The sequence below is a fragment of the bacterium 336/3 genome (genome assembly GCA_001281695.1).
In the GTDB taxonomy this organism is placed as follows: Bacteria; Bacteroidota; Bacteroidia; order Cytophagales; family Thermonemataceae; genus Raineya.
Window position 1 is genome coordinate 44,933 of record LJIE01000004.1, and the last position, 26,490, is coordinate 71,422.

29 protein-coding genes are annotated in these 26,490 nt (G+C 31.9%); 14 read left to right on the forward strand and 15 right to left on the reverse strand.

What is annotated here, in order from left to right; translation table 11 throughout:
• Window positions 1-170: 170 nt before the first annotated feature.
• The 6 genes from AD998_20865 (at window position 171) to AD998_20890 (ending at window position 3,119) form a co-directional block, all read left to right on the forward strand.
• Window positions 171-431 carry a hypothetical protein gene (locus AD998_20865; GenBank protein ID KOY84452.1) on the forward strand — a complete coding sequence of 87 codons (261 nt, stop codon included), beginning with the start codon at window positions 171-173 and terminating at the stop codon, window positions 429-431.
• A 38-nt stretch (window positions 432-469) separates the two neighbouring features.
• Window positions 470-817, forward strand: coding sequence for a hypothetical protein (locus AD998_20870; protein ID KOY84503.1), 348 nt, complete (start codon window positions 470-472; stop codon window positions 815-817).
• Between the two features lie 8 nt (window positions 818-825).
• Window positions 826-1,218 (forward strand): hypothetical protein, encoded by a 393-nt coding sequence (locus AD998_20875; GenBank protein KOY84453.1) that lies wholly within the window; start codon window positions 826-828, stop codon window positions 1,216-1,218.
• Window positions 1,219-1,250: 32 nt separating this feature from the next.
• Window positions 1,251-1,712 (forward strand): hypothetical protein, encoded by a 462-nt coding sequence (locus tag AD998_20880; GenBank protein KOY84504.1) that lies wholly within the window; start codon window positions 1,251-1,253, stop codon window positions 1,710-1,712.
• Between the two features lie 86 nt (window positions 1,713-1,798).
• Window positions 1,799-2,086 (forward strand): hypothetical protein, encoded by a 288-nt coding sequence (locus AD998_20885; protein KOY84454.1) that lies wholly within the window; start codon window positions 1,799-1,801, stop codon window positions 2,084-2,086.
• A 160-nt stretch (window positions 2,087-2,246) separates the two neighbouring features.
• Window positions 2,247-3,119, forward strand: a complete 873-nt coding sequence (locus AD998_20890) for an NmrA family transcriptional regulator (protein ID KOY84505.1) — start codon at window positions 2,247-2,249, stop codon at window positions 3,117-3,119.
• A gap of 78 nt (window positions 3,120-3,197) precedes the next feature.
• Here the strand turns inward: AD998_20890 and AD998_20895 are convergent, their stop codons facing one another.
• The 11 genes from AD998_20895 to AD998_20945 form a co-directional block, all read right to left on the reverse strand.
• Window positions 3,198-3,518, reverse strand: coding sequence for a ferredoxin (locus tag AD998_20895; GenBank protein KOY84455.1), 321 nt, complete (start codon window positions 3,516-3,518; stop codon window positions 3,198-3,200).
• Between the two features lie 231 nt (window positions 3,519-3,749).
• Window positions 3,750-5,054, reverse strand: coding sequence for a hypothetical protein (locus AD998_20900; GenBank protein KOY84456.1), 1,305 nt, complete (start codon window positions 5,052-5,054; stop codon window positions 3,750-3,752).
• A gap of 242 nt (window positions 5,055-5,296) precedes the next feature.
• Window positions 5,297-6,424, reverse strand: a complete 1,128-nt coding sequence (locus tag AD998_20905; protein ID KOY84457.1) for an ABC transporter permease — start codon at window positions 6,422-6,424, stop codon at window positions 5,297-5,299.
• A 3-nt stretch (window positions 6,425-6,427) separates the two neighbouring features.
• The gene (locus AD998_20910; protein KOY84458.1) at window positions 6,428-7,354 is read right to left on the reverse strand and encodes a hypothetical protein; all 927 of its coding nucleotides are present in this window, start codon (window positions 7,352-7,354) and stop codon (window positions 6,428-6,430) included.
• Between the two features lie 39 nt (window positions 7,355-7,393).
• On the reverse strand, window positions 7,394-8,107 hold the full coding sequence (locus AD998_20915; protein ID KOY84506.1) for a macrolide ABC transporter ATP-binding protein: 714 nt from the start codon (window positions 8,105-8,107) through the stop codon (window positions 7,394-7,396).
• Window positions 8,108-8,338: 231 nt separating this feature from the next.
• A complete protein-coding gene (locus AD998_20920) occupies window positions 8,339-8,542 on the reverse strand; it encodes a hypothetical protein (protein ID KOY84459.1) in 204 nt (67 codons plus the stop codon).
• Between the two features lie 6 nt (window positions 8,543-8,548).
• Window positions 8,549-8,986, reverse strand: a complete 438-nt coding sequence (locus tag AD998_20925; protein KOY84460.1) for an osmotically inducible protein OsmC — start codon at window positions 8,984-8,986, stop codon at window positions 8,549-8,551.
• A gap of 11 nt (window positions 8,987-8,997) precedes the next feature.
• Window positions 8,998-10,380, reverse strand: a complete 1,383-nt coding sequence (locus tag AD998_20930; GenBank protein KOY84507.1) for a succinate-semialdehyde dehydrogenase — start codon at window positions 10,378-10,380, stop codon at window positions 8,998-9,000.
• Between the two features lie 282 nt (window positions 10,381-10,662).
• Window positions 10,663-11,772: an NADH:flavin oxidoreductase gene (locus AD998_20935; protein KOY84461.1), complete on the reverse strand. Its 1,110-nt coding sequence runs from the start codon at window positions 11,770-11,772 to the stop codon at window positions 10,663-10,665.
• 111 nt (window positions 11,773-11,883) lie between these two features.
• A complete protein-coding gene (locus AD998_20940; GenBank protein KOY84462.1) occupies window positions 11,884-12,075 on the reverse strand; it encodes a hypothetical protein in 192 nt (63 codons plus the stop codon).
• 24 nt (window positions 12,076-12,099) lie between these two features.
• Complete coding sequence (locus AD998_20945) at window positions 12,100-12,699, reverse strand: SOUL heme-binding protein (GenBank protein ID KOY84463.1); 600 nt, start codon at window positions 12,697-12,699, stop codon at window positions 12,100-12,102.
• Window positions 12,700-13,294: 595 nt separating this feature from the next.
• Here AD998_20945 and AD998_20950 point away from each other — a divergent pair.
• The 5 genes from AD998_20950 (at window position 13,295) to AD998_20970 (ending at window position 19,123) form a co-directional block, all read left to right on the forward strand.
• A complete protein-coding gene (locus AD998_20950) occupies window positions 13,295-13,966 on the forward strand; it encodes an ornithine aminotransferase (protein KOY84464.1) in 672 nt (223 codons plus the stop codon).
• Between the two features lie 65 nt (window positions 13,967-14,031).
• Window positions 14,032-14,607 (forward strand): hypothetical protein, encoded by a 576-nt coding sequence (locus AD998_20955; GenBank protein ID KOY84465.1) that lies wholly within the window; start codon window positions 14,032-14,034, stop codon window positions 14,605-14,607.
• A 381-nt stretch (window positions 14,608-14,988) separates the two neighbouring features.
• Window positions 14,989-15,207: a hypothetical protein gene (locus AD998_20960; GenBank protein ID KOY84466.1), complete on the forward strand. Its 219-nt coding sequence runs from the start codon at window positions 14,989-14,991 to the stop codon at window positions 15,205-15,207.
• 1,028 nt (window positions 15,208-16,235) lie between these two features.
• Window positions 16,236-17,420 carry an AraC family transcriptional regulator gene (locus AD998_20965; GenBank protein KOY84467.1) on the forward strand — a complete coding sequence of 395 codons (1,185 nt, stop codon included), beginning with the start codon at window positions 16,236-16,238 and terminating at the stop codon, window positions 17,418-17,420.
• Window positions 17,421-17,488: 68 nt separating this feature from the next.
• Window positions 17,489-19,123, forward strand: a complete 1,635-nt coding sequence (locus AD998_20970; protein ID KOY84468.1) for a hypothetical protein — start codon at window positions 17,489-17,491, stop codon at window positions 19,121-19,123.
• 395 nt (window positions 19,124-19,518) lie between these two features.
• On the opposite strand, the gene AD998_20975 is transcribed toward AD998_20970, so the two are convergent.
• The 3 genes from AD998_20975 to AD998_20985 form a co-directional block, all read right to left on the reverse strand.
• Window positions 19,519-21,498, reverse strand: coding sequence for a hypothetical protein (locus tag AD998_20975; protein KOY84469.1), 1,980 nt, complete (start codon window positions 21,496-21,498; stop codon window positions 19,519-19,521).
• A 157-nt stretch (window positions 21,499-21,655) separates the two neighbouring features.
• Window positions 21,656-22,372, reverse strand: coding sequence for a rhodopsin (locus AD998_20980; protein ID KOY84470.1), 717 nt, complete (start codon window positions 22,370-22,372; stop codon window positions 21,656-21,658).
• 1,061 nt (window positions 22,373-23,433) lie between these two features.
• Window positions 23,434-23,778, reverse strand: coding sequence for a hypothetical protein (locus AD998_20985; protein ID KOY84471.1), 345 nt, complete (start codon window positions 23,776-23,778; stop codon window positions 23,434-23,436).
• Between the two features lie 139 nt (window positions 23,779-23,917).
• On the opposite strand from AD998_20985, the gene AD998_20990 reads away from it, so the two are divergent.
• The 3 genes from AD998_20990 (at window position 23,918) to AD998_21000 (ending at window position 25,476) form a co-directional block, all read left to right on the forward strand.
• Window positions 23,918-24,319, forward strand: coding sequence for a hypothetical protein (locus tag AD998_20990; GenBank protein ID KOY84472.1), 402 nt, complete (start codon window positions 23,918-23,920; stop codon window positions 24,317-24,319).
• Window positions 24,320-24,337: 18 nt separating this feature from the next.
• Window positions 24,338-25,048 carry a hypothetical protein gene (locus AD998_20995; protein ID KOY84473.1) on the forward strand — a complete coding sequence of 237 codons (711 nt, stop codon included), beginning with the start codon at window positions 24,338-24,340 and terminating at the stop codon, window positions 25,046-25,048.
• 71 nt (window positions 25,049-25,119) lie between these two features.
• Window positions 25,120-25,476 (forward strand): hypothetical protein, encoded by a 357-nt coding sequence (locus AD998_21000; GenBank protein KOY84474.1) that lies wholly within the window; start codon window positions 25,120-25,122, stop codon window positions 25,474-25,476.
• A 129-nt stretch (window positions 25,477-25,605) separates the two neighbouring features.
• Here the strand turns inward: AD998_21000 and AD998_21005 are convergent, their stop codons facing one another.
• Window positions 25,606-26,433 carry a hypothetical protein gene (locus AD998_21005; GenBank protein KOY84475.1) on the reverse strand — a complete coding sequence of 276 codons (828 nt, stop codon included), beginning with the start codon at window positions 26,431-26,433 and terminating at the stop codon, window positions 25,606-25,608.
• Window positions 26,434-26,490: the final 57 nt, after the last annotated feature.

A 26,490-nucleotide genomic window follows, 5' to 3' on the forward strand; every position in this document is an offset into this window, starting at 1 on the left:
TTTTAATTTTTAGAGTTGAATTATATTGTTCAATCTGAGAATTTTATAACTTTTTTATATTATTCTGTAAGATATAGTTGAAGACATCTCACTACCTTTACATAGCCAAAAGATACAATAAGTTGTTCTTATAAGCTAATTTTTAATCTTAACCTTCAAAATAAAATTGTATGAACTCAGGAAAAGTAGTATTAGGTGTATTGTTTGGTGTTGCTGCTGGCACACTGATGGGGATATTATTTGCTCCCGAAAAAGGTTCTGTTACTCGCAAAAACATCTTAAATAAAGGTGGAGATTATGCAGATGCTTGGAAAGAAAAACTAAATGAGGTTGTAAATAATGTGGTAAGTAAATTTGAAAGTACTTGGAAAGAAGCCGAAAACATGGCTATGAAGGCAAAGGGCAAATCTGAAGATACAAAAAGTGAATAATTAATATTTTACAAAACTAAAATTAAACTAAAAATATGATGCCTGAAAATAGCCCCAAAAGTGATACAGAAGTATTCTTAAGTAAAGTTGAAGAGTATGTCAACACAACTGCAGAGCTTTTCAAGTTACGTTTAGTAGCTAAATGTGCTGATATAATATCTTCTTCTATTACCAAATTAGCCTTGGGACTTATTTTCGGCATTTTTATACTGATGTTCAACATCTCCATAGCTCTGTGGATAGGTGATTATATAGGAAAATCTTATAGTGGATTTCTGATTATAGCAGGTTTTTATGGATTTTTAGGCTGTATAGGCTATATTTTCAGGAATCAATGGATACAAAAACCTAGTAGTAATGCTATTATTAAAAAAATGCTTAAATAATACACAAAATGCAAAAAACTAGTCAAACAGATGATTTACACCAAAAGATTGCTACATTAGAAAGTAAGCAATCAGCAGCCTTGAGTTGTGTTAGCTTGCAAACACATCAAATATATGAAGATTTAAAACCTATCAATTTAATAAAAAATACGCTACAAGAAGTAAGTGCTTCAGCAGAACTCAAAAACCTATTGTTACAAAAAATAATACAAAATATTTCAGCATACTTATCTGAACATATGATTGAAGGTAAAGAAGGAAATCCTATTAGAAAAGTTATGGGAGCAATTTTTCAGCTTGAAATTACCACTGTAACCAACAAACATGCTGATACACTTGTGGTACTTACTGAAAATTTTTTAAAAAAAATTTTCAGACTGAATAAAAAAACAAATCATTAGAATTATAAATGCTCATTTTAAATACTAAAGCAATGGATAATGATAAAATTATTGAAATCCTTAATAGACTTGTTGAAATCAATAATGATAGAACACAAGGCTATCAAACAGCATTGAAAGAAATAGCAAAAATAGAAAATACTGAACTTAGAAGCCTGCTAAACACTTTCCTAAAAACCAGTGAAAAATATATTGGCGAACTTTCTAAAACCATTACCCATTTGGGAGGAACACCTACTCAAACTACCAATTCACTTGGTAAAATTCATAGGACTTGGATGGATTTGAAGGCATCTGTTACAGATATAAAATATGCCAGCATTCTTGCTTCCTGTCAATATGGAGACCATGCAGCCATGGAAATTTATGAAGATGTACTAAAAAACAATCTCCAAGATATTGCCATACCTATTCAGGAAATGCTCAATACACAATACATACACATCAAGACAGAACATGACCGAGTAAAAAACTTAGTTGAAACATTAAGCTAAAAAACTTATTCCAGAGAAATATTTAATTAAAGATTTAAGATAAGTTAGAATATCTTATTTTTTGTATTACAAGTAAATATAAAATTATGCAATATGATAGTCATGTATTCTTTATAAGTGGCTTAAAAGCTAATGAGATGTTAGGAAAAACTATTTCTATCAAATATACTCAGAAGGAATTTCAGGAAGTAGATACTCTCGAGGAAGAAGTATTAAAAGAATTTCAGGGTAAATTCATAAATTTTGAACTGTTCTCTAATCACGATTCAGTTTGTTCATTAACACTATCTGTAAAAGCAGGTATAAATTCAGAGTTTTGGATGCCTCATCTAACACTCTCTATTGATCAAGTAAAAAGTATTTCTATTCTTTAAATTCTCCTAGTTTGAAAATAACTTTGTAGTAGATTCACATAAGCACCAAGTATCAAAAATTTACTTGATGCTTTGTATTGTTTTTGATAATTTTTCTAAAAACAATGGATTTTACAGATATTTTATGAAATATAATATTCAATATATAACACAAAATAATATGACAAAAGTTTTAATTACAGGTGCAACAGGAAATATAGGAAGAACAGTATTGAACTCTTTACAAATGCTTAACCATCAGTTTGACATTTATGCAGGAGTAAGAGATCTTGAAAAGGATAAAATAGAATTAGCCAACTACAAAATCAAATTTTCACAATTTGATTTTACAGATATTAAAACATACCAAAATGCATTAGATAGTTGTGAAATTTTATTTTTATTACGACCACCACAAATATCAGAAGTAGAAAAGTATTTTAAACCTATCATTAACATCTGTAAGAATAATGGTGTAAAACATATTGTTTTCTTATCAGTTCAAGGAGTTGAAAAAAGCAAAATGATTCCACATTATAAAATTGAAAAACTCATTGTGGATAGCAAAATAAATTATACGTTTTTACGTCCAGCATATTTTATGCAAAATTTCACTACAACTCTACATAACGACTTAGTAAATAATAAACGAATTTATCTACCTGCTGGCAATACAAAATTTACACTTATAGATGTTCGTGATATTGGTGCTGTTTCTGCACAAATTTTGACCAACATTTCACAACATATAAATAAATCATACGAACTTACTTGTAAAGAAAAGCTGACATTTTCGGAAATGGCAAGAATTTTAACCAATCATTTAGGAATAGATATTCGATTTCAATCTCCAACCCTTCTTAGTTTCTTTTTGACAAAAAGAAAAGAAAAAATGCCCATGATGTTAATTTTTGTGATGATTATGCTTCACTATTTTCCAAGATTTCAGAAAGAGCCTGAAATAACTAATTGGGTTGAGAAAATCACTAGCAAACAGCCCATAACATTTGAACAATTTATAAAGGACAATAAAAAAGTCCTCACTGAATCATAAGCTATGGCACTGTATCAAAAAGTGTGTCTGTAGAAAAAATCCAACATGTACACTTAATAGAACAGTGCCAATAAAAAATTATGCTGTAGCAAGTTCGGAACAGATTTCACTACATTTTTTGCAGGCATCAGCACACTCTTTGCAACTTATATGATGAGATGCGTGCTTAGCACACTCTTCTGAACATGCTTTACAAATTTCAGCACATAGGGCATGAAGTTCTTGTCCATAAGCAGAATCTCTTGCATCAAATCTTGCACATAATGCACAGATATCAGCACAATCACGGCACAAGATGATACATCCTTGATTGCCATCTTTAATACAGTCAGTAATACACTTTTCGCATGTTACCAAACACGCCAAGCAAGCGTCAATACAACTTTTTAAATTTTTCATATTACTTTGATTTGCATTATGAATAAATTTCCACAATGTCGCAAAGGTCAATATATAAGTAAAGAATAGTATTACGCAACTTTAGAAATAAGTTGTATCATTCACACATTTATTCTGCATAAAAGTCAAGCAGTGGAAGTGCAAACAAAATTAGGAGATATTATTGCTCAAAGAAAGATGGTAAAGGAAATTGATTATATTTGTATCAGCCATTTTCAGAACTATACAGTTTCATTTCCACAAATAAGTTAATTGTCCAGTTTTTTTTAGGTTATCTAACCAATACACCCACAATTGTTTTTTATTCATTTCATAATCAGCTTCTAACAATTGTATACTCACTTCTTCTAAATTTAGGTTTGATGCTGACTCTTGCCCTTCCTTTACTCTTGCTTGAAAAATATTAATAGATTCTTTGCTTAGCATGATATTTTCTTTTTGTGTTTGTAATTGCAATTTTTTATTTTCTATCTTAAGCTTTACTGTAAATACATCATTTTTATATTGATTTTTTTTATCTTCTTTTTGCAAATTGTATTGATCAGACTGCAATTTAAGTTGCTGAATTTTATTATGTGTATTCTCTCCAAAAAGTATAGGTGTTTTTACATACAATCCAATATAGCTTAATCCAAACCAAGAATTTGCTGCTATTGGATTAAATAAATTTGAAAATTGATTGGCTCCTAAATAGCCTTTAAATCCTACAGTTGGTAGATGCTTTGTTCTTTCTATCTTTGCCTGCAAATCGGATAATTGACTTTGTAGTGTTAATTGTTGCAAATCGGATAATTGATCAGTAAAGATTGTATTGTCTATTATTTCAATTGAATATTTCATAGCGAATGTTGTATCAATTTCAAAATTCCATTGTTTTAATTCAGTTGCTCCAATTAAAAAAATTAAATACACTTTATCTTCTATTAAAAGAGCCGTCCAATCTTTAAATAATTGTACCATGTTATTATGATTTATCTTGGCTTTATTCAAATCAGATTTTAATAGACGCTTTTCATCAAATCTGTTTTTGAGTAGCATGTAACTGATGTATGTCCTATTAGTATCTACTATAAGTGATTTAAGTTTTGCTTCTCCTAGGTAAATATCAATGTATGTTTGGGCAATGGTATAAGCCAATTCGTACTCAGTTTGTTGTTGGGATAAGTTGGCTATTTGCTCTTTCAGTGTAGCTTCATTGATATACCTTTGTATAGATAAATCAAGCAGTGGCTGAGTAACAGTAAGCCCAAGAGATTGGCTCCAGTTTGTACCAAATTGTACACTCTTAGTTGCATCAATGGGAAAGCTTGGATTAAATACACCAATTGGCAAAATAGATGTGGGTAATATAGGATTGTATAGGTACTGATATTCAGCTGATACTTGTGGCAAATACTTGTGTTGTAATGCTTTTGTTTGTAACTTGCTTAAACTTACATTTAGTTTTCCTGCAATAATGTTTTTCCTGTTTGCCAACCCATCGTTTATGGCTTGTGATAGGGTTATAGTTGATTGAGCTTGAACGTATGGTTGCATCAATGCAATTGTTACAATTATACATAAATAAATGTGCTTTTCCAGCAGATTCTTTTTAAATTCAGATAATAGTAAAACAATATTTTTCACGGTTTAATTAGTTTACTTCAGTTAGATTATATTGGTCATTTTGAATATACCATAGATAAATTATCAATCAGGATAATGGTCTTTGCCTATCCATTAAATTATTTCCATTTAATTCCTGATAGTTTTTCAATTATGATTATTCCTTTTTCATGTTAACTAAACACCGCTGCAGGTTCAACACTTCTAATTCTGCTCAAAGCAAATGATGCTCCACTTAGCGAAATCAAACTGATAATGACAAACATAATAAACAATACTAAAGGAGAAAAGGAAAATATCAACCCTGATTTTGCTACTCCAATTCTAAAACCTTCTAATAAAGCCAAGCCTATCAAAAATCCAACTATAGTAAATAACATAGCCTGAGTTAAAATTAATTTGCTGATGTATTTATTACTCGCTCCAATGGCTTTTAAAGTACCATAATCTTTTAATCGATCAAGTGCAGAAGAATACATTGTTAAACCTATGATAAAAAAACCAGCAATCAATGCAAATATGATGAGTGTACCTGTACTTAATGCAATACCACTAGTAGCTAATATTTTTATTTTTGAAGAAGTGGCTAATGTTCTAGATGGCCAGGCCCGAATACCATTTATATTTTTATTAATATCTAGTACAACTTTATCAATATTGGAAAGGTTTTTTACATTCACCAGCACTGCATTAATAGTATTGACAGATTGATTTGAAAAAAATCTTGCTCTTTCAATAGTGGTAACACAAAAACTACTACCAAAGCCTCTAAAGCCTTTTGTTTGTAGAACAAAAAAAGCTCGCTTACCATTGATTTCTAAATTAGTTCTCAAATCAATGTTTCCACCTAAGTTTTTCTTTTGGTAAAATTCAGCACTTATAGCTCCATCTAATTGTAAATCAGACACATTGCCAGCCATAATTTTATCTTTACTAATCAAAGCCTTGACATGTTTGTCATCAACACCTAATAAAGTAATTACACCACTTGTTCCATTTTCAAAATTGCAAGAAGCACCTGTAATAATTAATGGAAATGCTTCTTTAACACCATTGATACCTTGTACTGCTCTCAGGTTTCTGATGTCCAATCTTCCCAATTGATTTACATCATCTGTTTTGCTATCAACCACCCAAATATCTGCTTTCACGTCAGTCGCCAATGCTCCCATAAGACCTGATAAAAAAAAGAAAACGCCTAACTGTTGCCCAATTAGGAATGTGCTGATGAGAATGCCAACAATAACCCCAATGCTTTTAGCTTTATCAAACTTGATGAATTTCCACGCAATTTTTAACATACTTTATTTTTTAGACTTGTTAGAAATATCAATTACACATTCTACCCTTGCATTTAATAGTAAATTTTCAGGATTATCAAGTAACATTTTTATTGTTCTCACACGTCTATCTTCTTTTTCACCTGACTGATCAGTAAACAATGATTTCTTTTTTAGAAAGGATGATGCAAAATAAATTGTACCCGTTGACAAAGTATCGGATGAGCCAACGCTTCTAATCCATCCTTTTTGACCAACATCTATTTTTTCTGCATTTAATTCATCTATTTCGCAGATTGCAATTGTTTTGCCCCCAGGATTAATTTGAGCAAATGATTGCAGTGTAGATACTGAGCCACCAATTAAAACAGTTAGTTCTAAAATCCTACCATTTATAGGTGACTTTATTATTTTTTGGTCTCTTTCCAGTTGTGCTGTTTTTAAATTTGCTTCTCCCTCTTTCCATCTGCTTTTTGATACATTAATAGTAGCTTTCAATTTATTTATATTAGCATTTAATGTGTTTAAGGTAGTTGTTGCATCATCAACTGTTTGTTGCGTTTCAGCACCTTTTAACAATAAATTATTTAACCGCTCGACTTGCAAATTTGCATTGCTAATCTTTGCTTCTAATTCGCCAATACCTGCAACATCAACATTTATTTGTGCTATCTGTGTATTTGTTTGATTGCTTAACTGAATTATTTTTTCATCTTCTAATTGATGCTCTAGTTCCAAAATAATAGTTCCAACACTCACACTATCATTTTCTTTTTTATAAATTTTCTGCACAATACCATTTGTAGGAGAAGCCAATTGAATAATATCGTCCTCAGACGTTATTCTACCAACACCTACAATTTCATTACTTGTGATGGACTGTTTCAATTGCTCATTTCTCCCTTTCTCATTCATTGTATCTTTGTTATTACAAGCGTTGAGAACAATCATGAATAGTGGTAAAAGGATATAATTTTTCATTGTTGCATTTTATATTAAGGTTATTTCTTCTTCTACTGGCTTGTCAGATATTGATCCATCTAAAACATACACTATTCTATCAGCAAAAGGTCGCAGTCTTGTATCGTGAGTAACTACTGCTACTGCTTTTCCTTGTTTCGCTAATTCTTTTAATTCTTTCATCACAATGCCAGCACTAGCAAGGTCAAGAGATGCAGTTGGTTCATCACACAACATCATTTTTGGATTTGTAACAAGAGCTCTTGCTATAGCAACACGTTGTTGTTGACCACCACTTAAATCATTGGATAGGTTTTTCAATCTATCTCCCATTTCTACTTTAACTAAAGCTGTTGTAGCTTTTACTTTTGCATCTTTCTCAATCATACCTTGTAGTAATAAAGGCATCATTACATTTTCTAAAGCAGTAAGTGGAGCAATAAGGTTAAACCTTTGAAAGATGAATCCAATTTTCAATAGTCGTAATTCTGCTAATTTATTTTCACTTAAAGTATTCACTTGCACATTCTCAATCCACACTTGCCCAAAACTTGGATATAATACACATCCAAATAAAGAAAGTAAGGTAGTTTTACCAGAACCTGATGGACCAATAATGAGTAAAAGTTCTCCCGATTTTAACTCAACAGAGCTTGCCTTTAAGGCTGTAATTATGGTATCACCAGCTTTGTATTCTTTACCTGCATTTATCACCTTGGCTACAACTGTATGCTTTTCTTCCATTTTTAATACAGGTTTAGTTTCCATATTTTTTTATAAAATTGAATGAATGAACTATTAATTACTTTAAGTTTATTCATCTGAAACAATTACTCTTAATTTTATTGTGAACCATAATAGGATATAATGGTAGTTATAAGCATTCCAGCCATCCAAATAAATACTTTATTGAGAAAAGTATTAAAAGAATAAATTGTTGCATTATTACCTATTGTGTTAGAAAAGCTCATCTATTTAGTTTGTAAGTGCTTTCTTGATTTGCTTATCTGTTTTCTTTACAATTTTTTTAATTGATTTATTCACCACTTTTTGAATTTTATCAGTCAATTCGGCTTTGTTGTCTTTTAAAACCTTATGGACTACTACAATCATTTTTTCTTTTAATGTTTTTACTACTGAAGGTTTTACTGTTGCGGATTTTAAAAATTTCTTTTCCATATATTTTTATTTAATTTTTATTATCGGTTGTAAATTAATTTTTGTTTTTATTGAGTTGGCAATAGCACAAGCATTTTCACTCATTTCAAGCACCCGCTTTGCTTTGGTTTCGTTTTGTGTTGATGGGATGATAAGTGTAGGTGTTAAGACTATTTCAGTTACAGCAAACTTTCCATCCACCTTTTCAATTTTCCCAACTGCTTTGCTTTCAAAACTGATGAATTGAAACTTTGAATTATCGGCAACCAATAAAAAAGTGGACATCAAACAAGAGTTTATCGCAGCAACAAATAAATGCTCAGGTGTCCATTTCTCTTTCATACCTTTTGGAAATTCAGGTGGTGTAACCACTTCAATTTTACTAGCGATAACTGGCGAACTTAAAGTCCCCTGTGTTGCAGTATTCCAAGTGAGATGGACTTCGTAAAAATGAGTATCTTTCATTTAAATAGTTTTTAAAAGGGGTCGCTTAATTCACTAATTCTGATGAGTTTTTTATTTACAAATTCATCCAAGCCTAACTGTGCCATTTCTCTTCCGTAGCCTGAACCCTTAGTGCCACCAAAAGGCAGGTCAGCTTGTGTCCAAGTAGGGTGATTGATAAACACCATTCCTGTGTCAATTTGATTGGCAACACGTTTACCTCTTTCAATATCTTGTGTAAAGACCGAACCGCCTAAACCAAAAGGAGAATTATTAGCTAATGCAATTGCTTCTTCTTCATTTTTTACTTTAAAGAAAAGAGCAACAGGACCAAAAAACTCTTCATAAAAAACAGGATTTTCAGGTTTTACATCTGTTAGAATAGTGGCTTCCATATATGCCCCCTCTCTGTCAACTCTTTTTCCACCTAATAAAATTTTTGCACCACTATCAACTGCTCTTTTCACTTGGTCTGCAATTTTTACTGCAGCTGCTTCTGTGCAAAGAGGACCTAAATTTGTTGTATCTTCCATTGGATCGCCAACTACCAATGCTGCCATTTTATTTTTGAATTTTTCAAGAAAAACATCTGCAATACTATCTACGGCGATGAACCTTTTGGATGCCACACAACACTGACCGTTGTTGTTTATTCTGCCTACAACAGCCCATTCCACGGCTTTATCTATGTCAGCATCTTCAAGAATTATAAATGCATCACTACCACCTAATTCTAAAACCGATTTTTTAATATGTTTACCAGCTTCGGCAGCAACAATAGCCCCTGCTACTTCACTACCAGTTAGTGATAATCCTCTAATTCTTTTATCTCCAATTAATTTTTCAGTTTGTTGATGAGATATCAATAAATTAGTGTAAAGACCTAGTGGTGCTCCTGCTTCAGCGAATATTTCTTCAATCGCAATAGCACATTGAGGCACATTCATAGCATGTTTAATTAATACAGTATTTCCAATCATGATATTGGGAGCAGCAAAACGGGCTACCTGATAAAACGGAAAATTCCAAGGTTGAATGCCAAGTAATACGCCTAAAGAATTGTATCGTATCAATGCTTTTCCGTGAACGGGATTCAATATTTTGTCGCTTAAAAATCCCTCAGCGTTTTTTGCATAGTAGTCAAAGATTTCAGCACTTAGTTTTATTTCGCCTTCAGCATGCGAGACGAGTTTACCCATTTCAAGGGTAATCATTTTGGCAAGGTCTTTTCTTTTTGCACGAAGTAAGCCAGCCACTGTATATAATAACTGTGCTCTTGTTTGGTAACTGGTTAGCTTCCATTCATCAAATGCAAGGGCAGCTCTTGAAATAGCTTTTTCAACAATAGCATCATTCATTTCATCAAATGATTTTACTACTTTATTAGTTGTTGGATTAGTCGTCTGAAATGCCATAATTTTATTTTTGATTGGTGAAGTTTGTTTTTGAAAGGTCAAATCCATTTTTGCTGTTAACTAACTGCGTGACTTTAACCGTCGGCCAAATCAATTATCCAGCCAGTATTTTCCGTTGCTAATGTCTTTTTTGCATCTATTTTTCAACTATTACATAATCTTTCCTATTAAAGTGTATTTTTTGATAATAAGCAACTGATTATAAATCACTATGAAAGATTTGCCCTATACTGTTTAGAGATACCAATAAATATGGTTATTGAACAGTCAATGCTATTATTTTTATTGAATTTGAAGTATCACAGACTCCTTGAAAACGGGATAATCTGTATATCCCTTCTCATCAGCTGAATAAAATAAATCTGTTTTAAGACTTTGTGATAACTCTTGATTCAACTGCAATCGTGCTACTAAATCAGGATTATTGATAAATGGACGACCAAATCCAATTAAATCACACAAACCACTTTCAATATCTTTTTCTGCATTTTCTTTATCATATCCACCACAAATAATAAGGGTGTTTTTAAAATTTTTACGAATTAACTTTTTGATTTCAATTGGCACATTTGGTGCCCCCATTGAAGAGTGATCAACAAGGTGAATATAAGCTATATCCAATTTATTAAGTTCTTTGGAGAGGTAGTCATAAGTACTATCAATTTCTTCGTAGTTGGGCATATCTCCTGCTACACCATAAGGCGAAAGACGTATGCCCGTTCTCTCTTTACCAATAGCCATAGCCACTGCTTTTGCTACTTCTAAAACAAATCGACAGCGATTTTCAATGCTTGAACTGTATTTATCTAAACGCACATTGCTAATAGGTGATAAAAATTCTTCGAGTAAATAGCCATTCGCTCCATGAAGTTCAACACCATCAAAACCAGCAGCTATCGCATTTTTAGCAGCTGTTACATACTCCATTTGTGTGGAAATAATATCTTCCATCGTCATTGCTTTTGGTGTTGGATAGTCTTGCAGTTGCTTGGCATCAGTCCACATTTGCCCTGAAGCTTTTATGGCAGAAGGTGCTAAAATCTCAGTACCTTGTTGCATATTTAAAATATGGCTTATTCTACCTGTATGCATCAATTGAACAATTATTTTACCTCCACTTTGATGCACTGCAAATGTTGTTTTTTTCCAACCTGCTACTTGGGCTTCTGTAAATATGCCAGGAATACGGGCATAACCCAAGCCATTTGGCGATGGAGAAGTTCCTTCAGTAATAATTAAACCTGCTGTGGCACGCTGCTGATAATAGGTAGCCATTAAGTCGTTGGGTAAATTATTTATTGCTCTACATCTTGTCAATGGAGCCATTACAATTCTATTTTTCAATTCTAACAAACCTAGTTTTGCTGGGCTAAATAATTTATAGTTTTTCATCTTAAACTGTTTTAGAGGTAATAAATGATTATTTTACGCCAGCATGCCACCATCTAAAATAAGTTGTGTATCATTATCGAATTGCTGGATGCCAAAAAATAAATGCTTTTGCTACTTCTTCGGGAGTATACAGTCGTTTGGCAGGTGTGCCATCAATCCAAGATACACTTCTGGAGGAGCACTTAGTAATAGTGTTTCTATGTAATAAGAACGAATGGCATTGGCTCTAATATTTTGCGTTCCATATTGACCCGAATTACCCCTTGTGATAAATACAACCTTATCTTCAAGTCTTTTCATCATCTTGTTTTGTTTAATTTTAGGTTGTTATTTACCATCCCAATTGAGTGATACAATAATTTCGTTTCTTCTTCCTAATAATTGGTATGGTGGATTGTATCCCAAATAACGAAAGGATCCATAGTATGAAAGTTTATTTTCTTTTAGTGAACGTTCAAGTATAATTTTATGCTTTTGTATGTCTTCCTCTGAAGCAAATCCTCCAAAGCGAATGGCTGCAACATATTCTTCAGGTGAGGTTTTAATAATGACCTCTGTATCATTGGGCAAGGGTAAATTGTCTTTATGATAATTTGATGGCATCACAAAACTCATACTTGAAACAGAATCATTTATCTCCATATGAACAGGTGATGTCATTGAGATTTGCTTTGAATCTTTATTTCCTCCAAAAATATATCCTGCAAGTTTTCTAAAACCAGAGTTACCAAGTTCTTTATATGATTTTGTATTTGATGTAATCATAGCCATCGTTGCGGATGGATAATGCCTAATTTCAAATTTTTCCTCTTCTCTAATTACTTTGTAAGGTTGGGTTTCTGATTTTTGCGTTGACATTAAAATATAAATTTGAGAAATAATAATAAGTACAACGATGATGCTTATGATGATGATTGCTGTTTTCATGGTTCATTTAAAATTTGTGTAGTTATTTGGAGATTACTTAAATCTAATCCCTTTTCTTTAAGTCTATTGATAATTTCATTGTAAACTTTTTCATCATTTTGTGTATGATTGTGAGTGAATTTTCACAACTACACAAAGATGAGATATATTAATTTCTAAAACCTTACACAACTAATAATAAGAGTTACATCATTACTTGTTTTTTCACAGTGAGATTGTCTAATATTACTTTGATAGGTGAGAAATCAAATTAAAAATACTACTAAAACAGTGGCTTATAAAGAAAAGATCTTTTCAATAATGAAACGATTTACAAAACTGTTTATATGACTTTAGAACTTAAGATTCTCATTGCAAAAGAAAAAATGATAGGCGTGATGTAGTTGATTTTTAATTAATGACTTACGTAGATTTTTTTTAAACAACCCTTTTATAAACTACTAAAGCTAAAATTATTAAACCTGACTAGCTTGTACTTACAAGAGTAATTTAATTATACAAACCTTTACCAAATTTGTGTAACACTTATACGCATAAAAGCCCTCACCTTTGTATTGTTATCATCATTATATGATAATTCCGAATCTCTTCTTTTATGAAAACAAATCAAGAATTACAGACAGACGTTCAAAATGCCATCAAATGGGAGCCTCTCATGAATTCCACAGAAATTGGTGTAACCGCCAAAGATGGCATTGTAACACTCTCTGGTATCGTAGACAGATATGCCAAGAAAATTGAAGCTGAAAAAGCTGCCAAAAAAGTAATCGGTGTAAAAGCCTTAGTAGAAAACATTGAAGTTAGATTTACCAACGAATGGAATAAAAGCAATACTGATATTGCAGCAGATGCTTTGAGTGCCATTAAAAACACTTGGTCTGTCCCCCATGATAAAGTAAAGGTGGTGGTAGAAGATGGTTGGGTTACTTTGGAGGGCGAACTTCACTGGAATTATCAAAGAGAAGCTGCAAAAAACTCCGTCAGTTATCTGTTAGGCATAAAAGGCGTAATAGATAACATAAAGATTAAGTCTGAAAGCAAAAGTATCATACATCAAAAAGAAGTTCAGGAAGCGATTGCTCGCAGTTGGTCAGTTGATGACACTAATATTGAAGTGGCAGTAGAAGGTACAACCGTTACCCTCACTGGTACAGTAGATTCGTGGTATCAGAAAGACGAAGCAGAACGTATCGCTTGGAATACACCCGGAATCTGGCACGTAAAAAACGAACTTTCGGTAGATTATTATGCCAATCTGGTAGAATAATTTATTTATTTCTTCAAACAGCTATAAACTCTTCAAATATTCTAATTCTAAAAAATTAAAAAATCATGAAAAATCTAATCCCCAAAATCAATGTTTTTTTGCTTTGCTTTGCTTTGGCAATGCCTGCATTCAGCCAAAATACCATCCAAATTACCGAAAAAACGGGTCAGAAACCACCAAAGACAGACCGAGGCAAGATACCAATGGTTGTCTTAGAGGCTTTCACCAAGGAGTTTTCAAATGTTGCCAACGAAACCTGGTATGGTTATCCAAAATTTGATGATGCCAACGATTGGTATGGCTACAATCCATACCTATTTGAATATGTTTCGCCAGATTTCTATGTAGTTGAGTTTGATAAAGACAACGCTTATCATCGTGTGATTTACTCTAAAGAAGGTAAAAAAGTAGCTGTTCATAAAAAAATGACCTCTGACTTACCCAAATCCATAACAGATGCCATCAGCAAAACTCGTTATCGCAACTGGGCTATTACCAAAGAGAAAGAAGAAATTTTTAGAGATTTGTCCATGGACAAAATAAAAGTTTATAAGGTAGAAGTAAAAAATAGTAGAGAAAGACATCAACTTTTTTATTCTGCTGAGGGTAATTTGCTCAAGGACAAAACCATTAAACTTTAAAAATATCTTTTTGTCAAAAAAATATTATGAACATAGAACTTGACACCAACTTGCCAAATTGCTTGCCGATGAAAATGTACTGTATGTCAAAACAAAAAATACTCATTGGAATATAATAGGAGTAGATTTTTATGATAAACATAAATTTTTTGAAACACAGTTTGGAGTTGGATAAGATATAGATAGTTTTACTGGATATATGTGCCATTGGTCATTATGCTCCTGCTCAAAAATCACAAAGGTATTATTTTACATTTAAAGAATTATGCCAAAACATTTGCCGAAGATTTTCACGATTTAGGTATTACCGATTTTGTAGTAGGTCTTTCAGAAAACTACGAAAAAATGGCTTGGTTCTACCTTCACACTTAATCAAATAAAATTATGTATTATGATGGATATCATTACTGGGGAATGCACATGGTCTGGTGGATAGTTTGGCTCGTGTTTATTTTTTGGATTTTTGTATTACCTTACGATATTCCTGGGCAACGTAGCAAAAAAGATGGCCCCTTGGAGCTACTCAAAAAGCGTTTTGCCACAGGGCAAATTAACAAAGAAGAATACCAAGAAAAAAAGAAAGTTCTAGAAACTGTTTAGAAATCACAAAGCAACCTAAGAGAAATTTTGGGTTGTTGTTTTTTTCGAATGAGTTCTTATTCGCATAGTTTGGGAAATAAATGTTTTGCTTACTCGAACTTATTTCTCTTTGAGAGATATATAATGCATCTATATCTCTCACACCACCAAAATTTCTAAATCGTGGGAGATGGTTTTATAATACTTTCAGGTCTTCCTGATTCATAAGATTCTGTGATTAAAGTAAATATAAAAAGAACTCATGTACCTCTTAGTTTTTTGAACACTCTGTATCATCCCAAAGGCATAAATCTCTACAATTTTTTTCCTAGTAACTCCATGTTCAAAAGCCTTTTGTAGAGATTCACAATAAAAATATAGGTTTGAGAATCTTCCACTCCAGTTCAACAAAACACAATACGCTGATAATAAACAATCTAAATTTTAAATATCAGTATATTGTGTCTGGTTTAGTGTCAAAAGAAGAGAATTGATAAAAATACCATAAAGACCTTTCCAACTCCCTTAATCTGAAGGCTATAGTAATAAAACACAGACTTGGCTCACGCTGACTTTCAGTTTCACTACTTGCTTTTTGGATTCTTTGCTACATTTTTTTCTTACTGTAGCCATATTTTTATAGGTTTACAAACTCCTTAGTTTTTTGTCCACTCTAAGATAGCAATTCCACAAAAGAATTGCGTTATTTGGAAGACATAAAAATGGTTGAAAGAAAAGTAATTCAAGAAACGCCAATGGTAGTAGAATACAGACTTACAAAACATGGTATGTCGATAAAAGACTTAATTAAACACATTGTTGAATGGGGACTTAAACACAGAGAAATTGTATTTAAAAAGGACTGATATGTGGACAAAAGTAAAAACGCCTACTGCTAACAAGGGGTTTTGCAATATTGGGCGGACGTTTTTCAAATTCTCCAACATCGCAAAGCCTTGTTTGTTAGCTGAAATGATAACCAATTAATCAAGCATTAAACTTTATAAGTTAAGGCACACCTATAACTTATATATAAACGAATAACATGAATGCTCTTTTCTTTTAACTTAAAAAGCTCAATTTTACTTATTTTCTTTTTTCATGGGATAGTTTTTTCTATTTTGTTACTCATTAAAGGTAGGCAAACTAACAATAAATCAAGTCTCTGGCTAAGTCTATACACTTTATTATCTTCTTTTTATATTACACCATTTATGCTTGGATATGCAGGATGGTATTCCAAACAGCCATATAGAGATTTCCTTTTTTATGTTCCCTTTCAACAACTATTTTTATTACCACCTATCTTATATTTTTACTTTAAAACCTTGCTTGACAAGTCATTCAGGTTTTCTAAAAAAGATTATATTCATTTTATACCAGCTATAATTTATCTAATTTATTCATTCATTATTTTTGTTACTGATTATATAATTTTGAATAAATATTATTTTTATGAAGATGGTAAAGACAAAGATTTTTCATTCTGGTATCAAGTAACAGGCTTTTTCTTTTTAGTTTATTATCTAACTAAAAGTCTCAAAACTTACTTTAGATATAAAATCATCACATATAATACTGTTAGTTTTGCCGATTCGGTATTATTCAATTGGGCTAAACGATTTCTGATAGTATTTTTAATGCTTATTGCTATCCGATTAATATTTTTTATTATCAACCCTGAATGGGATGAGTTTGGAAAAAAGTTTTGGTATTATGTAAGTTTTTCCATTCTTTTCTATTATGTATCAATCATTGGCTATACAAATTCTATTATATCTGTAATCTCTTTTAAAGAATCTCCTACTAATTCTGATATAAATTTAACAAGTGAACCAGAGTCACATCTATATCCATTACCAAAAGAGGAAAATGTAACAGCAGACTTAGAAATTTGGAAAGAGAAAATAAAACAGTTAATGCTAACTCATAAAATGTATGAAAATCCTGAACTTACAATATTAGATATAAGCAACCATTTAAACACTCACTCGAAGAAAATCTCACAGGTTATTAATCAAGGCTTTAACATGAATTTTAATGACTATATAAACTATCATAGAATAGAAGCTTTATTACAAAAGATAGAAGAGGGTGAACACAATATTAAAACATTACTTGGTCTTGCATTTGAATGTGGATTTAACTCCAAATCTACATTTAATAGAGCTTTTAAAAGAGCTACGTCAATGAATCCAAAAGACTATATTGAAAAAAATTATCCAAAAAAATAGGTGTCAAATCAGGATTTAAAGCGAATTATTGGCTACAAAAAATGAAGTTTGTCAAAAATCTAAAAAAAATGAGAAAACTCTTTTTAAGCTTGATTCTCTTGACAAGCTCTACTCTACATGGACAAACTCACAACAGTTTAACTCCAAAACAAATCCAACTTCTTGACAGTATTGCTACACAAGATGTACCCAAAGGTGCACCAGGTATTGCCACAGCTATCATTCAAGATGGAGAAGTGATTTATGAAAAATATGCAGGCTATGCAAATTTGAGTGATAGTACATTCATAAATAAAACTACTCGCTTCAATATAGCATCCAATGGCAAACAATTTACAGCTTTAGCTATTTTGACTCTTATTGAAAAAAAGAAGCTTGAATTATCAGATGATATTAGAAAGTGGTTTCCTAATATTTATCCATCATTCAAAGAAAAAATAACAATCCAAAACTTATTAAACCATACAAGTGGAATAAGAGATTGTTATGACTTATGGTCTTTACAAGGTTATACATGGTGGAAAAAGTCATTTAACAACTATGATGTTTTAAAATTGATTGAAAAACAATCTGATTTGAATTTTAAGCCAGATACTAAATATTTATATAGCAATACAAACTATATTTTATTGGCACTTCTGATTGAGAAAGTTAGCAAGAAAACTTTTATTGAATATACAAATGAAATGTTTGTACAACTGAATATGCCCAATACTTCATTTGAGAGTGACTTTACAAAAATACGTGGACAAATTGCAAGAGCATATTTCAATTTTGATACTTGGAAAACCTACAAATGGGTTTGGAATGTTTGTGGAGATGGCAATATTTTTTCCTCATTAGAAGACCAAATACAGTGGGAAAAACTAGTTCAAGGCAAAGGAACTTCTACTTTCAGCAAAAGAATACTAATTCAAAGTCAACAAATTATTGAAGGTTCAATATTTACTAATTATGGTTACGGGCTTGAATTTGGTACATATAAGGGTATGACTTATAGCTTTCACGAAGGTGCAACAGGTGCTTGGAAAGCAACTATAATCAGATTTCCTCAAAAAAATCTTTCAATTCTAACACTAACAAATACAGGTAAATCAACACCCAATACTCAAACAAGGCAAATGGCAGATATAATTTTAGAGCTAAAACCTGTAGAAGCATATTTAGTTACAAAACCAGTAAGCATAGGTAAATATGTTAGTGAAGATGAAATTTTAGGAACATATTTAACTGAAAGTGATTTTGCATTCACATTTGAAAAAAAAGATAACAAGGTTTTTTTAAAAAGAGTAGGAAGAAATAATGTTGAATTAGAACGAGAATCTGACAACATTTTCCACCAAAAGTTTGACCCAGCATTTAAGCAAGAGTTTACAACGAACTCAAAAGGCGAAAAGCAAATAACAGCTTATTATATAAATCATTCACCTTATACTTTAATAAAAGTAAAACAAATAGAAAAGGGATATGATTTCAAATCCATAAATGGTGACTATGTAAATTTAGAAACCAATACAATCCTGAGTCTAAAATATATTGATGGAATGATATATAAAATTAAATTGGGTAAAAGTTATAAAACAAAAGGTATGTTGGTGTCAAATACTAAAATGCTTGTAGATTCCTATAACTTTATGTTTCAGAATGGATATTTATTTCTTAATGGAGAAAGAATAAAACAAGTAAAGTTTGAGAGGAAATAAGAAAATATATAATACTCCCTAGAACTAGGTCAAGAATATTCACCCTTTTTTAGATTGTTTTTATTCTATTCAAAGTACACAAATTTTAGACTCATTTTTCATCTAGAAAAAATACAGCCCTTTTTAAAAGGGCTATCTAATTCTTCTCAATTTTATTATTTGCTTATCTTGAGTCTGAGTTGTACAACTGTTATCGATGTTATGAGTTCATTTTATTATTCCTATGTTCTTAAAAGACCATAAATCACTTACCCAAAGTCAATATTTTTGATAACAATGTTGTATAATATATTTATACAACAAACCCACATCAGTAGGGTCATAAACTATTTGAACACCAAATAATCCACAAGAATTCCTAGCTCAACTAACAGGATTATATTATAATAGCAATCTTATTCCTTTGACCTATAAACAACATTTATGGATATAACATGGGGAAAGCTGATGCAAGCGATAAAAATAAAAAATACTGCCCAACGTTTTGTTTCCTCAAACGGGTAAGCAGAAGACCAGAAGACCAAGAAACAGAGCAGAAAAATCCATGCTGTAGCATGAAAAGGTAATGAATGAATCCACATACGACTGTTGCTTAGTTTTAGGTGGTTTCTAACATCTTGCCATCCTGTTAAGCTATGTTGTCCTATAAAATAAAGACCAAAAGAGATGAGGAGTGGAAGATATGCAGAAAGGAAAAGCCAAAAAACAGTAAGTGCAAAAGAAGCATTTTTGTGAAATATGGCAACCACCAACCAAGGAAGCAATAACCATGCAGGACATGCTATTGGTAATGTGAGGTTACCCATGACTGCTAGTATTTTATTAGTTTCGGAAAGATGTGTACCTAATATATAAAATAAAACAGAAGCTCCCCAAAAGGTTGAGGACCATTTTGATAATAGCCATTTTTTCCCATCGGCCTGACCAAAATGCCAAGAAGAATAAGCAAGAAAAATGACAAGGGCTAGAAATGGTAATATGTACCACAACAAACCCATAAATGACGCTAAAAACAAGTATTTTGCGATAAACAGAGGAGCAACTTTCATATTCCATTTACCAGTTTCTAGCAGATGATCTACTGCCCCATGTGGGATTCCAACCGTAACCAGCCCTATCATAATCAACCCATAGGCTAAATAATTTTGCAAGGCTGAATGGTTGCTTAGTATTAAAAAAAAAATAGTAATAAAAGTTAAAATAAGTGGACGAAACCAAGTAAATGAGAAACTTCTTTCAAATAAGGTGCTTACAAAAACCTTCCAAGGTAATTGGTAGAAAATAGAAAGGTCAGTTGCAACATCCGTTTTTTCATCTAAGAAATTTAAAATTTTTTTTACCTCTACATTTTTTAGCAATGCTTCAAATATGGGCTTCCCCTCTTTTGGCTTGTCTTTTAAAATATCCAAAAGCAACCCATCATAAAATGAGAAGCGACCTTTGTGTGCCTTCGATTTTGATTTATTGAATACTTCGATAGGTTGATTTTGTTTAATTGCCTCAACAATTAGACGTGCTTGGTAATACATATTTTTAAATGCGTAACCAGTACTAGGCTTAATTTGGTAATTTCGTGCCCCCATTGTTACAATCCCTGGCAGTTGTGTATTATTTATTCCAGTATTACTCATGGGAATACAACCTATTTCAATATCTTGAATCGAGTATTTTCCAAAGTTATTTTTTACATAATGATCAAGTAATTCCTCAGCATCTGTGAGACTCATCTTTTCAGCTCCAAAACGTGTAACTTCTACCAGAGCTGTTTTGGTAGAAAACGGCAAAACATAGACAAATTGGGTTGAATCTTGTTGTTCTATATGAAAATCCATGAAACGGAAAGCATTTGAGTCTTTTATTTCATTTTCGGTCTCAATCATCCAACCAACAAAGCTTTGAAAGATATGTGTTTCTCTCACTTGAGCAGTTTTATACACAGGAGGCCTAGAGTCAAAAATATATTTTGCTCTTAATACGCTTCCATTCAGTATTATGAAAGGTCCTTCCTTATCAGCTTTGACCTCATCAACATAACTAATAATTTTTTGCCAATTATAATGCAATGTTAATTGGTGAATCTGATTATATAAATCAATGCTTGAAACATGATTGTATTGGAGGGGCAGTATAGATTGTGTTTTATCTCCCGATAAGACCACTTTATCCCACCTATGAGAAATGAGTGGATTTAAATCTAAAGATATGGGCTCTTCCACATCAGCCCAAAAGCAAAATGTTTTATCTTTTTTCCCCTTTTTATCAGGATCAATAAGTAAAATATTCAGATCTTGTAGTAGATTATTTTGATGAAGTTGCAACAGTAGAAGCGATGCAGAGGCTCCAGTGCCACAGAAAATATAATCATATTGTTGCACAATTATATTGTTTTCAAATGTGAAGAGTTCTTCCTGAATTTATTGTAAAATTGACTTGTGTTAGTTATCAATTTATTTTTAATTTTCTCTTAAAAAAAGAAGAGGAGTCAGTTCTTTCAAAGCACGTACTCCCTATCTCATCTTACTATTGTAAAAATTATTCCTCCGTTCTAGACAACGTGTAAATCACTAAGCCAAAACCAATCTTGTTGACTGCATCGGCAATATTATACACAATATCCATGGCATGAGCAGCAGCAGCTGGGTCAGAAACCAATTGAATTCCAAATAATCCCCCAGGTGTTCCTAAGATATAACCTAATGGATAGATTGCCCAGCCAACCAATACAAACCAGGCTAGTATTCTGGTTGCTTTTGCCACTTGAGGCCCAGCCGTCTGAGCTAATTTGGCAACTTCACCAAACCAAATAAGATAAGCAATGTAAAAGTAAGCAACTCCTGAGACTACACCCCAAAGTACACTATTTGCTCTATCTATTGTTTCTCCAAAATAGCCTGTTACTAGCATTACTAGTGAAGCAAAAATCAATTTCCATAGAAGAGAAATTTTTGCTCCTGCTTTTTTGGTAATAAGATAGAATTCAACGCACATTAATGGTACTGTAAGAATCCAGTCTACATAACGGAAAAAAGTAGGTGATTCACCTGTTGCAAGATTATAGCCTCTCATGTAGTAGTAATGTACTGCTGCAATAAAAGTTATCAATCCTGATACTAGAACTGATGTTCTCCATTTTTGAGATGTATTACTAAGCTCAAGAAAGAAGAAAACTGATGCGGCCATCATAGCCATGGTTCCGATGAAAAACGTAAAGGCTACGTAATTATCGGCTGATATCTTTAAATATTCCATAAGATTATTATTTTGTTTTAAATAATAACCAAACCTATACCTCTTTTTGGGATAAGTTCTTACATCTATTCTTGATAAACTTATGTATATCATACTTAAAAGTATTCTTACCATTATATATTCTTAGAAATACAAAAAACAGTATTAAAAAATACTGTTTTTACTAACATCAAATAGAGAGCATGAGACTGCTCTATTTTACTAAGGAATTTTATTTAGTTTTAACTGGGGAATTTTTGATTATATTAAGTTTCCTTTGCTTGTTTCTCATCAAGTCCGCCTTTAATTCGCTTTAGCAATTCTGTATATTTTCCTTCTTCAAATTTTAAGTTCATGCCTGTATTTTGCAGGTTTCTTAATAATAACCCTAGAATCGCTATCTTAAAGTGGACAAAAAACTAAGGAAAAAACAGTTGTATAGTAATTAGAAGAAATTATAGAAAGTCTTTCCTTAAATATTTAGATTCACCAAATGAAAACTTATAAATTTAAATCTAATTAGATTCAACAATATAAAATTCTGTTTATTAGTATTTTATATTGCATACAATACAGAGTATACAACATGTTTTTATGAATTATCCAGTTGTTTTCAAATTTGGACGATTTTACAACTCTTACAAAATTAGTCTAAAAACAGTACTTTATCTTAAAAAATAGAGATACTGAAAATTTGATTAGAAAAACGTTTATCTAAATTTAAAAAGATGACATCTGAAATACTAAGAAAAAGTTTCTAGAATGTCAATATCTATTAAAAAATGATTGTAATAGAAAAATATACAAACTTAAAAAAGTATTAATAATGGGAAATAAGGATAATACAAATTTATAGTTACCTTTTTTATAATAATCAATACTATTTCTAATACAAAGTACTATAATAGTGAGCATGAGTGGACAGTATATTAAATAAAGGTATATACCTTGATATTTTCTGAGTAGATATCCATATTCTAAAGGCTATTCACGTACAACTATTTGACTTTGAGAATTAATTCCTAATCAAAATGATGTGATATATTTCTTTGAAAATGCTGTGGAAGTTCAAAATTATAGACCTATACACCCCAATCTATTGCTTCTTCCAATCCTAAATCCTTCATATGTTTGATACCCCATTCACGGAGTTGTGAGGCTAAAGGAATGATGCTGAAACCTATTTCTGTGAGGCTATACTCTACTGTTGGCGGAACAGTAGCATAAGGTTTTCTAGTAATCAATCCGTTGGCTTCCAAGTCTTTAAGTTGTGTAGTGAGCATCGTAGGTGTAATGCCTATGACACTTCTTTCCAATTCCTTAAATCGTTTAGGACTTACCAAAGAAAGTTGGTAAATGATTGCCATTTTCCATTTTCCACCTAATAATTCAAGGGTGTGTTGCAAAGGACAAACTTTTTTTTCCATATTCTAAAAAATATATATCTGATAATCAATATTACTACATTTTACAATACTAATACAGTTTTAGTATACTACTTGTAAAAGTATAGTATTGGATTTAAATTTGCAAAGAATCTAAAAAATCATTTTAAATAAATAGAGCATGACAGACAAATTTCAAATTTTTGAGTTAATGAATAATTATATTCTCTCAATTGATAGCCACAACAACGAACAGTTTGCAGATAACTTCACAGATGATGGCATTTATGAAAGCCCTTGGGGTGTTGCTGAAGGTAGAGAAGCCATTATAGGCAACATCAACTATTGGCACAGTTCGGGCATTACTAAAGGTAAACGTCATTTCATTGGTTCGGTACGCATACTTGAAATAAATGGAGAAACTGCGAAAGTAGAGAGTAATTATTGGATAGCTGAAGCTGAAATAGCCCCAGCTATTGTAGCAACAGGTTATTATATAGATGTTGTGAAAAAAGTAAATGGCGTTTGGAAATTAGCATATCGTAAACAAGTGGTAGATTCAAGTTTCAAAATGAATAGTTAAAACTAATTCTTGCTTCACATGAAAATCATTTTGCGAAAAAATAAAGACAGAATACATAAAAAAGATGCTTGGAAAAAGAGTGCCTATTCCTTTGTACCTTATCAAACTCATTTTGGCGAACTTTGTGGTTTTGCTGATGATATTGTGGAAGCAGGGCAAGGTTTTGGTATGCACCCACATCAAAATATGGAAATTACCACCATAGTTTTTGAAGGCAAGCAAGCCCACAAGGATAACACAGGAAGTGAAGGAACGATTGACAAAAATTGTGTACAAACTATGAGTGCAGGTACAGGTATTATGCATAGCGAATTTAATGCTTCGCAAACTGAGCCTTTCCATAGTTATCAGATTTGGGTGTATCCTAAAGAAAAAGATGTTTTGCCAAAACACGAAAAATATCTTTTTAATTCTGACGACAAACTCAATAAAATTTTATTGGTGATTTCACCTGACAAACGAAATAACACAGCAGGGATTAATCAAGATGCATTTTTTAGTTTATTGGAATTGGAAGAGGGCAAAAGCCTTTCTTATTTTATGCACTTGCCTACCAATGGTGTATATATTCATACAGTAGCAGGCAAGGTTTTAATAGAAAACAATGAGCTAAACACAGGTGATGCAATTGGTATTTTTGAAACTGAAAAAGTATATATTGAAGCCACTGAAAACACACATCTTATTTTTGTAGAAGTACCTATGACAAAAGGTGTAAATCTCTTATAATGAAAACTTTAATGCTGATTTTATTATTTGCAACCCTATTTATTTACCACTCAAAACAATACTCTAAAACAATGGAAAATAATCTATTATCAGAATATATTTCGCCTGCTCCTGATGCCAAAGTATTAATATTATTTGGTGGTAATCCATACAGACGAGATGAAGTAATTAGACAAATGATTACACTTTCGAAGGTAAGTATTTATGGTATTTTAAGTGAAGAAGAAGGTATGCAAAAATTGACTGAACTTCCTAAAGTTGATTTGGTGTTGATTGGTGGTAGGTACTCAGACGAGCAAAGAGTGCGGATTCGTACTTATGTAAAAGCCAATTTACCCAATACTTTTATCACTGAACCTGGTTATGATTATGCTTATGATAGCGTTGAGATTTTAAAAGATGTAAAATTGAAGTTACAAATTAATTAAAATATAGAATTCATGGGAACTATCTAAAAATACTTAGACAGTTTCCATGATATAGCTAATAAAATAGTTCAGAACATAGGTGTTTTTATACTTTTTTAGTATATATATTTTTAGATTATTTCATAGACTTTAAAACTGAAACTCCCACCCAATATGAGCTGTAATTACGGGCATTAGCTTTCGTGTCCTTTTTTCTTCTTGATTGATTACTATTTTATTGGTACCCAATACAGGCATCTGTACTCCTGCCCAAGGCAGTAGATACAATCCTAATTTTTTAAATGGAAACCACTGAAATCCGACTTGTGGCGTTAAAACAAAATGATTGGCTTCACCTTTGTATTGGTTTACCTGATTATACAGAAATTGATTCCATTGTATTCTTAAACCTGGTTGTAAGCCTCCTCTTTTAAGTCCAAATCTAAATTGATATTGAGCCTCAATGCCTAATCCATTCCATTGTGTTTCCCAGTCGTCTCCTTCAAAATCATTTGTCAATAGAATAGTTTTACCAAAATTACCACTCCACCTACCCGAATATCCCAAAATGCCCCAACGCAATCTAGGAAACTTGGCTAATCTCATATTGATGTTAGCATCAAATCCTACACCATTGGGCAATGTACCTATCCAGAAAGCAGGGTCAGTTTCTACAGAAAGATAAACTCCAGTGTTTTTTTCAGTATTTTGAGCATAAGTTGCTGATAGTGAAAACAATGACATCATCAGAATTATTATGCTTTTAGCAAGCAGGTTTTGTTTTTTAGCAAGATAGTGAAAAGCATTTTTTACAGCTTCTTGTGAGGGTTTAGGATTAAAACCCTGTTCTTCCCTTGCCTTAGAAATATTGCGAACAGAAGCCCTTACAGGTATTCCTTTTTCTAGCAATAAACGAACTAAATTATTCCCTAAATGTCCGTTTGCACCACTAACAAGTGCTAAGTTATTTTGTACCATATTGTCTTTGCATTAAATGATGATACAAAGTTCTATGGTTCTTCATTAAAAACGCTT

What these genes read in the sequence shown, in the direction of transcription:
- AD998_20930 (KOY84507.1), bottom strand. Translation starts at nt 10,380, where the DNA reads ATGGCATTTCAGACGACTAATCCAACAACTAATAAAGTAGTAAAATCA.
- AD998_21000 (KOY84474.1), top strand. Translation starts at nt 25,120, where the DNA reads ATGGAAAATAATCTATTATCAGAATATATTTCGCCTGCTCCTGATGCC.
- AD998_20875 (KOY84453.1), top strand. Translation starts at nt 826, where the DNA reads ATGCAAAAAACTAGTCAAACAGATGATTTACACCAAAAGATTGCTACA.
- AD998_20935 (KOY84461.1), bottom strand. Translation starts at nt 11,772, where the DNA reads ATGAAAAACTATAAATTATTTAGCCCAGCAAAACTAGGTTTGTTAGAA.
- AD998_20985 (KOY84471.1), bottom strand. Translation starts at nt 23,778, where the DNA reads ATGGAAAAAAAAGTTTGTCCTTTGCAACACACCCTTGAATTATTAGGT.
- AD998_20890 (KOY84505.1), top strand. Translation starts at nt 2,247, where the DNA reads ATGACAAAAGTTTTAATTACAGGTGCAACAGGAAATATAGGAAGAACA.
- AD998_20910 (KOY84458.1), bottom strand. Translation starts at nt 7,354, where the DNA reads ATGATTGTTCTCAACGCTTGTAATAACAAAGATACAATGAATGAGAAA.
- AD998_20900 (KOY84456.1), bottom strand. Translation starts at nt 5,054, where the DNA reads ATGCAACCATACGTTCAAGCTCAATCAACTATAACCCTATCACAAGCC.
- AD998_20955 (KOY84465.1), top strand. Translation starts at nt 14,032, where the DNA reads ATGAAAAATCTAATCCCCAAAATCAATGTTTTTTTGCTTTGCTTTGCT.
- AD998_20980 (KOY84470.1), bottom strand. Translation starts at nt 22,372, where the DNA reads ATGGAATATTTAAAGATATCAGCCGATAATTACGTAGCCTTTACGTTT.
- AD998_20940 (KOY84462.1), bottom strand. Translation starts at nt 12,075, where the DNA reads ATGATGAAAAGACTTGAAGATAAGGTTGTATTTATCACAAGGGGTAAT.
- AD998_20995 (KOY84473.1), top strand. Translation starts at nt 24,338, where the DNA reads ATGAAAATCATTTTGCGAAAAAATAAAGACAGAATACATAAAAAAGAT.
- AD998_20925 (KOY84460.1), bottom strand. Translation starts at nt 8,986, where the DNA reads ATGAAAGATACTCATTTTTACGAAGTCCATCTCACTTGGAATACTGCA.
- AD998_21005 (KOY84475.1), bottom strand. Translation starts at nt 26,433, where the DNA reads ATGGTACAAAATAACTTAGCACTTGTTAGTGGTGCAAACGGACATTTA.
- AD998_20970 (KOY84468.1), top strand. Translation starts at nt 17,489, where the DNA reads ATGAGAAAACTCTTTTTAAGCTTGATTCTCTTGACAAGCTCTACTCTA.
- AD998_20990 (KOY84472.1), top strand. Translation starts at nt 23,918, where the DNA reads ATGACAGACAAATTTCAAATTTTTGAGTTAATGAATAATTATATTCTC.
- AD998_20950 (KOY84464.1), top strand. Translation starts at nt 13,295, where the DNA reads ATGAAAACAAATCAAGAATTACAGACAGACGTTCAAAATGCCATCAAA.
- AD998_20915 (KOY84506.1), bottom strand. Translation starts at nt 8,107, where the DNA reads ATGGAAGAAAAGCATACAGTTGTAGCCAAGGTGATAAATGCAGGTAAA.
- AD998_20880 (KOY84504.1), top strand. Translation starts at nt 1,251, where the DNA reads ATGGATAATGATAAAATTATTGAAATCCTTAATAGACTTGTTGAAATC.
- AD998_20965 (KOY84467.1), top strand. Translation starts at nt 16,236, where the DNA reads ATGCTCTTTTCTTTTAACTTAAAAAGCTCAATTTTACTTATTTTCTTT.
- AD998_20920 (KOY84459.1), bottom strand. Translation starts at nt 8,542, where the DNA reads ATGGAAAAGAAATTTTTAAAATCCGCAACAGTAAAACCTTCAGTAGTA.
- AD998_20895 (KOY84455.1), bottom strand. Translation starts at nt 3,518, where the DNA reads ATGAAAAATTTAAAAAGTTGTATTGACGCTTGCTTGGCGTGTTTGGTA.
- AD998_20865 (KOY84452.1), top strand. Translation starts at nt 171, where the DNA reads ATGAACTCAGGAAAAGTAGTATTAGGTGTATTGTTTGGTGTTGCTGCT.
- AD998_20885 (KOY84454.1), top strand. Translation starts at nt 1,799, where the DNA reads ATGCAATATGATAGTCATGTATTCTTTATAAGTGGCTTAAAAGCTAAT.
- AD998_20905 (KOY84457.1), bottom strand. Translation starts at nt 6,424, where the DNA reads ATGTTAAAAATTGCGTGGAAATTCATCAAGTTTGATAAAGCTAAAAGC.
- AD998_20870 (KOY84503.1), top strand. Translation starts at nt 470, where the DNA reads ATGCCTGAAAATAGCCCCAAAAGTGATACAGAAGTATTCTTAAGTAAA.
- AD998_20945 (KOY84463.1), bottom strand. Translation starts at nt 12,699, where the DNA reads ATGAAAACAGCAATCATCATCATAAGCATCATCGTTGTACTTATTATT.